Annotated in this window: 6 protein-coding genes and 1 pseudogene; 5 read left to right on the forward strand and 2 right to left on the reverse strand. The window is 60.1% G+C overall.

What is annotated here, in order from left to right; translation table 11 throughout:
- The 3 genes from QZL67_RS10355 to QZL67_RS10365 form a co-directional block, all read left to right on the forward strand.
- Nucleotides 1-943 (forward strand): ABC transporter permease subunit (locus tag QZL67_RS10355; protein ID WP_292920291.1); only part of this gene is annotated, 943 nt, incomplete at its 5' end.
- Between the two features lie 3 nt (nucleotides 944-946).
- Nucleotides 947-2,023 (forward strand): ABC transporter ATP-binding protein, encoded by a 1,077-nt coding sequence (locus QZL67_RS10360; protein WP_022290648.1) that lies wholly within the window; start codon nucleotides 947-949, stop codon nucleotides 2,021-2,023.
- Complete coding sequence (locus tag QZL67_RS10365) at nucleotides 2,020-3,219, forward strand: ABC transporter permease (protein WP_022290649.1); 1,200 nt, start codon at nucleotides 2,020-2,022, stop codon at nucleotides 3,217-3,219. The genes QZL67_RS10360 and QZL67_RS10365 overlap by 4 nt, the downstream gene beginning before the upstream one ends.
- 58 nt (nucleotides 3,220-3,277) lie before the next feature.
- On the opposite strand, the pseudogene QZL67_RS10370 reads toward QZL67_RS10365, so the two are convergent.
- A pseudogene (locus QZL67_RS10370) lies at nucleotides 3,278-4,111 on the reverse strand (deoxyribonuclease IV).
- Between the two features lie 116 nt (nucleotides 4,112-4,227).
- Entirely contained in the window at nucleotides 4,228-4,395 is a 168-nt protein-coding gene (locus tag QZL67_RS10375; protein WP_022290652.1) for a hypothetical protein, read from the reverse strand.
- Nucleotides 4,396-4,825: 430 nt separating this feature from the next.
- Between QZL67_RS10375 and QZL67_RS10380 the strand changes: the two genes are divergently transcribed.
- A complete protein-coding gene (locus QZL67_RS10380) occupies nucleotides 4,826-6,766 on the forward strand; it encodes a metallophosphoesterase (RefSeq protein ID WP_366914408.1) in 1,941 nt (646 codons plus the stop codon).
- A 90-nt stretch (nucleotides 6,767-6,856) separates the two neighbouring features.
- The coding region (locus QZL67_RS10385) for a YibE/F family protein (RefSeq protein ID WP_292920293.1) at nucleotides 6,857-7,513 on the forward strand (657 nt) is incomplete at its 3' end.

Genomic DNA, 7,513 nt, shown 5'->3' on the forward strand with positions numbered 1-7,513 from the left:
GCTCAATCAGATGTCCCTCCACAGCCGGAAGAATTACACCACCGTCACCGGCAAGTCCGGCCAGATCTCCAAGATCAATCTGGGCAGAGTAGGGAAGTACATCATCGCCCTGGTGTTGGTGGTGGTCACGTTCTTTACCAGCATTTTCCCCATCGTTTCCTTTGCCTTTGAGACCTTCCTGCCCAACCCCGGCGACTATTCTTTCCTGTACACCGGCGACACGGCCAATCTTACCACCAAATGGTGGATCACCAGTGAAAACATCACGGAAAACGGCATGTACGGACAAAAGGGCATCCTCTACAATGATACGATCTGGAATGCCTTTAAGGGGACGATCCTGGTCAGCGTGGCCTGCGCACTGCTGGCCGGCACCATCGGCACCCTGATCGGCTACGCCGTCTCCAAAAACCGGAGGAGCAAGGGAGCCAACTACGTCAACGCCATGGCGTTCCTGCCGTATTTGATGCCCTCCATCGCAGTGGGTGCAGCTTTCTTCATCCTGTTTTCCAATGAGCACGTGAATCTCTTCAATACCTACACCCTGCTGATTATCGTAGGTACCATCAAGTACATCCCCTTTGCCAGCCGCAGTTCGCTCAACTCCATGCTCCAGCTGTCCGGGGAGATCGAGGAGGCCGCCATCATCCAGGATATTCCCTGGATCAAGCGGATGACCCGGATCATCATCCCCATCCAGAAGTCGTCCATCATCAGCGGCTACATGCTGCCCTTCATGACCTGCCTGCGGGAGCTGTCCTTGTTTATGCTGCTGTGCACCCAGGGCTTCATTTTGTCCACGACGCTGGATTACTTCGATGAAATGGGATTGTATGCCTTCTCCAGCGGCATCAACCTAATTTTGATCGTGACCATTCTGGTGTGCAACACCATTGTCAACAAGGTCACGGGGGCCAGCCTGGACAAGGGAATAGGAGGTTAAACCATGCCTGAAATCAGATTAGAACATGTGACCAAGCGCTGGGGCAAATTCTACGCCGTGGACGATCTGGACCTGGTCATTCAGGACAACGCCTTTGTCACGCTGCTGGGTCCCTCCGGCTGCGGAAAAACCACCACGCTGCGGATGATCGCCGGCCTGGAGACTCCTACTTCCGGGCGCATCACCATTGGAGACCAGGTGGTCTTTGACAGTGCGCTGGGCATCAATGTCCCTGCCAATAAGCGGAAGGTGGGCTTTTTGTTCCAGAACTATGCGCTCTGGCCCAATATGACGGTTTACGACAATATTTCCTTCGGCCTGAAAAACATCAAGGAGCCTCTCCCCAAGGTGGACTTTGAAGCCAAGACCGCCGCGCGGCTGGCGGAGATCCTGCGTCAGCCGGAGGAAGTGGTCAAGGTGTTGGAGGAGTGCCGGGACAAAAACGGAAAGCTGGATGAAAAGAAAGCCCAGCTCAAGTTGGTGGACACCTTCACCATCTCCATTTATACGGCAAAGCAGCTGCTCTCCTACCATGTGGAGAAGTCCCCGGATCTGACCGGGACGATTGCCCAGCTTACAGGCAAGGTGGATGCTGCGCGGAAGGCGGCTGTGGCTGCCGGCGGGGAGCTGGACGGAGAGTTCCGCCTGGTGAAAGGCGGCCAGGTGGTCACCGAGACCCGGAAGATGACCAAGGAGGAGATCGACCTGACGGTTCGCCGGGTGTCCCGGATCGTCAAGATCGGTATGTTCATGGACCGCTATCCCGCCGAGCTCTCCGGCGGCCAGCAGCAGCGGGTGTCCATTGCCCGGGCCCTGGTGGGAGAGCCGGCGGTGATCCTGGCGGACGAACCCACCGGCGCCCTGGATTCCCGTACCGGCCGGGAGGTGCTGGCCATGCTGCAGGAACTCCATGCTGCCGGCAACACTGTGGTCCTCATCACCCATGATAACTCCATCGCTGTCCAGGCCCAGCGGATCATCCGTCTGGAAGACGGCCGGGTGATCTACGACGGCGACGCCAGCGCTCCGGAGGCGGTGGTCACGCCGGACCGGGCCGGAAAGGGGATGGGCGCGAAATGAGTCTGATCGAAACCTTTCAGCTGGCCCTGAAAAACATCCTGGGCAGCAAGATGCGGACCTTTTTGACGATGCTGGGCATCATCATCGGCGTGTGCGCGGTGATCGTCATCGTGGGCCTCGGCAACGGCATGCAGGGCTACATCGAAAGCCAGTTTGAGGACATGGGCACGGATTCGCTGACCGTGATGATCATGGGCCGCGGCTCCTCCCGCTCCGTTTCCGATGAAGAGATGTATGAGATGGTGGCGGATAACAGCGACCTGCTCAAGCAGATCTCCCCCACCGTCACCATGACGGGCATTTTGAAAATCGGCAGCGACAGCATCACCACTACCTCTATGACCGGCGTCAGCGAGGATTACTTCTCCATGAAGGACTATACCGTGGCGCAGGGCCGGGGGCTTCAGTGCACCGACATGGAGAACCGGAAAAAGGTCTGCGTGATCGGGCAGTACCTGAACATGGCCTATTACGGCGGCAGTGCTGTGGGCCAGACGCTGAAAATCGGCGGCACCACCTTTACCATCGTGGGAGTTCTGGCCCAGCAGTCCAGCGATCTGGAGGAGGGCGGCACGGATGACTGCGTCTACCTCCCCTATACCACGGCATCCCGGCTCAACTATACCGGCACCATCAGCAGCTATACCATCACCGTCCAGGACAAGGATCAGGTCTCGGAGGCAAAGTCGCTGGTGGAAAGTGAGCTGTATGAAATTTTTGAAGATGATGACGCCTATACTGTTACCAGCATGGCGGAAATGCTGGACACCATGAACGAAATGGTCAACGTCATCATCTATATCCTGGCGGCCATCGCGGCCATCTCCCTGGTGGTAGGCGGCATCGGCATCATGAACATCATGCTGGTCTCCGTCACCGAGCGGACCCGGGAAATCGGTATCCGCAAGGCTCTGGGCGCCCGGGAGAGCGTCATCATGCGCCAGTTCGTCATCGAGGCGGCCACCACCTCCTCCATGGGCGGTATCCTGGGGATTCTCCTGGGTTACGGACTCTCCTCCGTGGCCACCATGGTGATTGCCCGGGTGATGCCGGATACGCCCATCACGGTCAGCCCCAGCCTGCTGGCGGTGCTGGTGGCCTTCGGTGTGTCCACCGGCATCGGCATCGTGTTCGGCTATATCCCCGCCAAGAAGGCGGCAAATCTCAACCCCATTGACGCGCTCCACTACGACTGAGTGCAGAAAGCAAAAAAAGGAGGAATGGCACAGCCGTTCCTCCTTTTTTATTCCCACTTTATTCCTCCGAGAGACGCCGCATCAGCGCGATCTCCCGGGCGTAGCCGGGCAGTTCGTTGGGGGTCTCCAGGCAGAAGGGCAGCTCCCGCAGGGCCGGGTGCCGGACCACACGGGTCAGGGCCTCCAGCCCAATGCAGCCCTCCCCGATGCACGCGTGCCGGTCCTTTCGGGAGCCGGCGGGATTTTTGCTGTCGTTGAGGTGGATGGCTTTGAGGCGGGAAAGGCCGATGACCCGGTCGAACTCCGTCAGGACCCCGTCCAGGTCATGGATCAGGTCGTACCCGGCGTCGGAGACGTGGCAGGTATCGAGACACACGCCCATCTTGTCTCCCAGCTCCACCCGGTCCAGAATGGCCCGCAGCTCCTCGAACCGGTCGCCCACCTCCGTGCCCTTTCCGGCCATGGTCTCCAGCAGCACGGTGGTGGACTGGTCCGGCCGGAGGATGGCGTTGAGTCCGGCTGCGATCAGGTCGATGCCGGTGTCGATCCCCTGGCCCACATGGCTGCCGGGGTGGAAGTTATAGTACTGGCCCGGCAGGTGCTCCAGACGGGTGAGATCGTCGGCCATGGTCTCCTGGGCGAAGCGGCGGTTTTTCTCCTCGGCGCCGCAGAGGTTCAGGGTTTAGGGAGCGTGGGCGATGAGCGGAGCGAAGCGGTGGGCCGTCAGCAGCTCCCGCAGCGCCGCAGCGTCTGCCGGGTCCAGGGCCTTGGCCCGGCTGCCCCGGGGGTTGCGGGTAAAAAACTGAAAAGTATCCGCCCCGAGTTCCAGCGCCTGGCGGCCCATGGCCGCAAAGCCCCGGGAGGCGGAGAGATGACAGCCGATATGCAGCATAAAAAAACCTCCGATGCGTATGATCGTTTTTTAACACCATACCACAAACCGGTGGAAAAGTCCCGGATAAATGCAACAAGGGGCGGCGGAAATACATCCGCCGCCCCTTTCATACGTCAGGAATGGGACGGAGGGTCCTGGGCGGCGTCCTCCCCGCTCTCCAGGAACAGGGCTTCCGCCTGCTGCTGCGTGGCGATCAGGTCGGCCCGGAGGCGGGCGAGAAGCGCTTCGGCGTCGGTAATGGCGTTGAACAGCAGCAGGTACTCCTTACTTAGATTTTGCATTTGAGAGTTCCTCCTTTTCGTTGGCTCCACAAAATCTTGATGTTGTTGCTGTTATCATACACAAAATGAAGAAGGGATTCTGTCTGATTCTGTCGAGTTGCTCGGCAATTTGCAAAAAAAGGAAAAAGTGGCGCCCCAGAGGGGGAAATCGCCGGGAAACAGACGAAAACCGGCGGGGGAAAAGGCAGGAGTCCTGCTAAGCCGCGGCGCCGCGGTGTTCAGGTGCTTCAAAGCACGCGGCAGCGATTGGAAACGCACGGGTAATAAGTTTGTAAAAGAAGAAAATGAAAGGTAAAATCCTGGTAAAACCTTTTTCAAAAGTTCGGAAATCTTGTTGAATGGCCTGCAAAAAGGGACTATACTCACTCCGTCGAAAGGAATTTCTGACAAATCATATCAGTATCAAGTGTGAGGAAGGATCAAAATGGAAATGAAGAAGAGAGTCCTGACCGGTGCCCTGTGCGGCGCACTGCTGGTGGGGACGGTGGTTCCCGCACTGGCTGCCACCGAGCACTACAACAACGGTGCCTCCGTGGGCGGCAGCGCCGAGTGGACCGCCTGGACGGAGAAGTGGGACACCGTGGCCACGGACTACACCAAGGTGTCCATGACCCCCGGCGCCGACGAGACGGAGCTGAATTTTGCCTGGTACAGCAAGGATGACGGCAAGGCTGCGACCCCCGTGGTCCACTTCGGTACGGACCGGAACAATCTCAAGACCTTCACCGGCAAGGCCGCCGATGTGGATGTCTCCCTGACCGACGGCGTGGCCTATGACTACAACCACGTCACCGTCACCGGGCTGAAGGAGAACACCACCTATTACTACACGGTGGAGAAAAACGGCGTCCAGTCCGACGTGGAGACTTACAAGACTCGCAGCTTCTCCACGATCAAGATGCTCTATGTGGGCGATCCCCAGATCGGTGCTTCCAAGGGCCAGCCCCAGGGCGGCGAAACCCTGGCCGCTGACAGCGGCGCCGGCAACACCGCCGCCCGGAACGACTCCTTCGGCTGGAACCGGACGCTGGAAGCCGCCCTGGCTCAGGACCCCGATGTGAACTTCATCATCTCCGCCGGTGACCAGATCAACAAGACCGGCAAGCCCAAGGAGGAGGAGTACGCCGGCTACCTGGCCCCCGAGGCGCTGGCATCTTTGCCTGTGGCTACCACCATCGGCAACCATGATTCCCTGAACCCTGATTATTCCTACCACTTCAACAACCCCAACGCCACGGATTACGGCACCACCGAGGCCGGCGGCGACTACTATTATTCCTACGGTGACGGGCTGTTCATCGTGCTCAACACCAACAACTACAACGTGGCTGAGCACAAGAAGGCCATCCAGGAGGCCGTCGCTTCCGATCCCGACGCCGCCTGGCGCATCGTCACCATTCACCAGGATATCTACGGCAGCGGCCTGGATCACTCCGACACCGACGGCATGATCCTGCGGACCCAGCTGACCCCCATCTTTGATGAGTACGACATCGACGTGGTGCTCCAGGGACACGACCACACCTACAGCCGCTCCAAGCTGCTCTACGGTGACGGCCAGACCCACGGCTCCTATGAGTTCCAGCTCAATGCCGACGGCAGCGACTACGACTGGGATCACGCCTACAACACCACCAACAACACCCAGATCCCCCTCTCCCCCGCTGACGGTGACACCGCCGGTGAGGCCCTGCTGAACAACTTCCAGGCGGACAACAAGTGCTACACCATCGAGACCGCTGTGGGCAACACCGTGACCAACCCCAACGGCACGCTGTATATGACCGCAAACTCCGCCTCCGGCTCCAAGTTCTATGAGCTGATCTCCGCCCAGCAGGACTATATCGCCAAGCGCAGCCAGAACTGGCTGCCCAGCTGGTCCGTCATCACTCTCAGCAAGACCTCCTTCTCCATCGACACCTATCAGCTGACCGCCGACGGCAAGACGGAGAAGATTGACAGCACCTTCACCATCAACAAGACCGGTGCCGGTGAGAGCCTCACCGCTCCCCTGACCCGCGCCCAGGCAGTCCAGCGCCTGTATGACGCCGCCGGCCGTCCCGCCGTCTCCACGGCTGCCGGGTTTACCGATGTGTCCGCCGACGCCTCTTACCTGAAGGCCGTGGCCTGGGCCAAGGCGCAGGGCATCGTCAAGGGTGTCACCGGTACGGCCTTCCAGCCCGATGAGACCATTACCCAGGCCCAGTTCGCGGCCATGCTGACCCGCTATGCCGCCGTCAAGGGCAAGACCGGCGCCTCCGCCAGTGCCACGCCCGCCCAGGGTCTGAGCTATGCCAAGACCAATGGGCTGCTGACCGGCAGCGCCGTCACCGCCTCTACTGCGGATTACGCCCTGACCAAGCTGGGCTGATCCCGTTCCCCTTTCCCTGCTTCGTCTCTCCGCAGGCAAACTGCCTGCGGAGAGACGCTGTTTACTTTTTCATGAAACGAGGTCTTTCCCGTGAATCGTGTGGTTTGGAAACGCTGGGTGCCGCCGCTGGTGCTGCTGGCGCTGTTTTTGCTGCTGGTGGTCCGGCTCAATCAGGTGGACAAGGTGGCGCTGGTCTCCCGGGAGGGGCAGACCTTTGAAAAAGGCGTGGTCACAGAGATCCTGCAGGATAACATCCAGCCCGACGGTAGCCGCACGGGCGAGCAGGTGGTCCGCGTCCTCATGAAAAGCGGTGAACTCAAGGGCCAGGAGATCGAAACCACTTCCAGCTCCGGCTTTTTGTTCGGCGCACCCTGCACCGTGGGCATGAAAGTGGTGGTGATGCAGAGCCTGTCGGGGGACACGGTGGTCTCCAGCGTCTATGCCCAGGACCGGGAGTTCCAGATCCTGGCCTTTGCGGCGCTGTATCTGCTGGCGCTGTGCCTCATCGGCGGCTGGCAGGGGGCCAAGGGCGCCCTGGGCCTGATCTTCACCTTCGGCTGTATTTTGTGGGTCTATCTGCCTCTGGTGTACCGGGGCTGGTCCCCCTTCTGGAGCGCCGTGCTGGTGTGTGCCGTCACCGCGGTGGTGACGCTGTGGCTGGTGGGCGGTCCCACCCGCAAGACGCTGGTGGCCACCGCCGGCACGGTGGCCGGGGTGGTGATGGCCGGGGTGGGGGGGGGGGGGCTT

The organism is Oscillibacter sp. CAG:155, from assembly GCA_000436875.1.
GTDB lineage: Bacteria > Bacillota > Clostridia > Oscillospirales > Oscillospiraceae > Oscillibacter.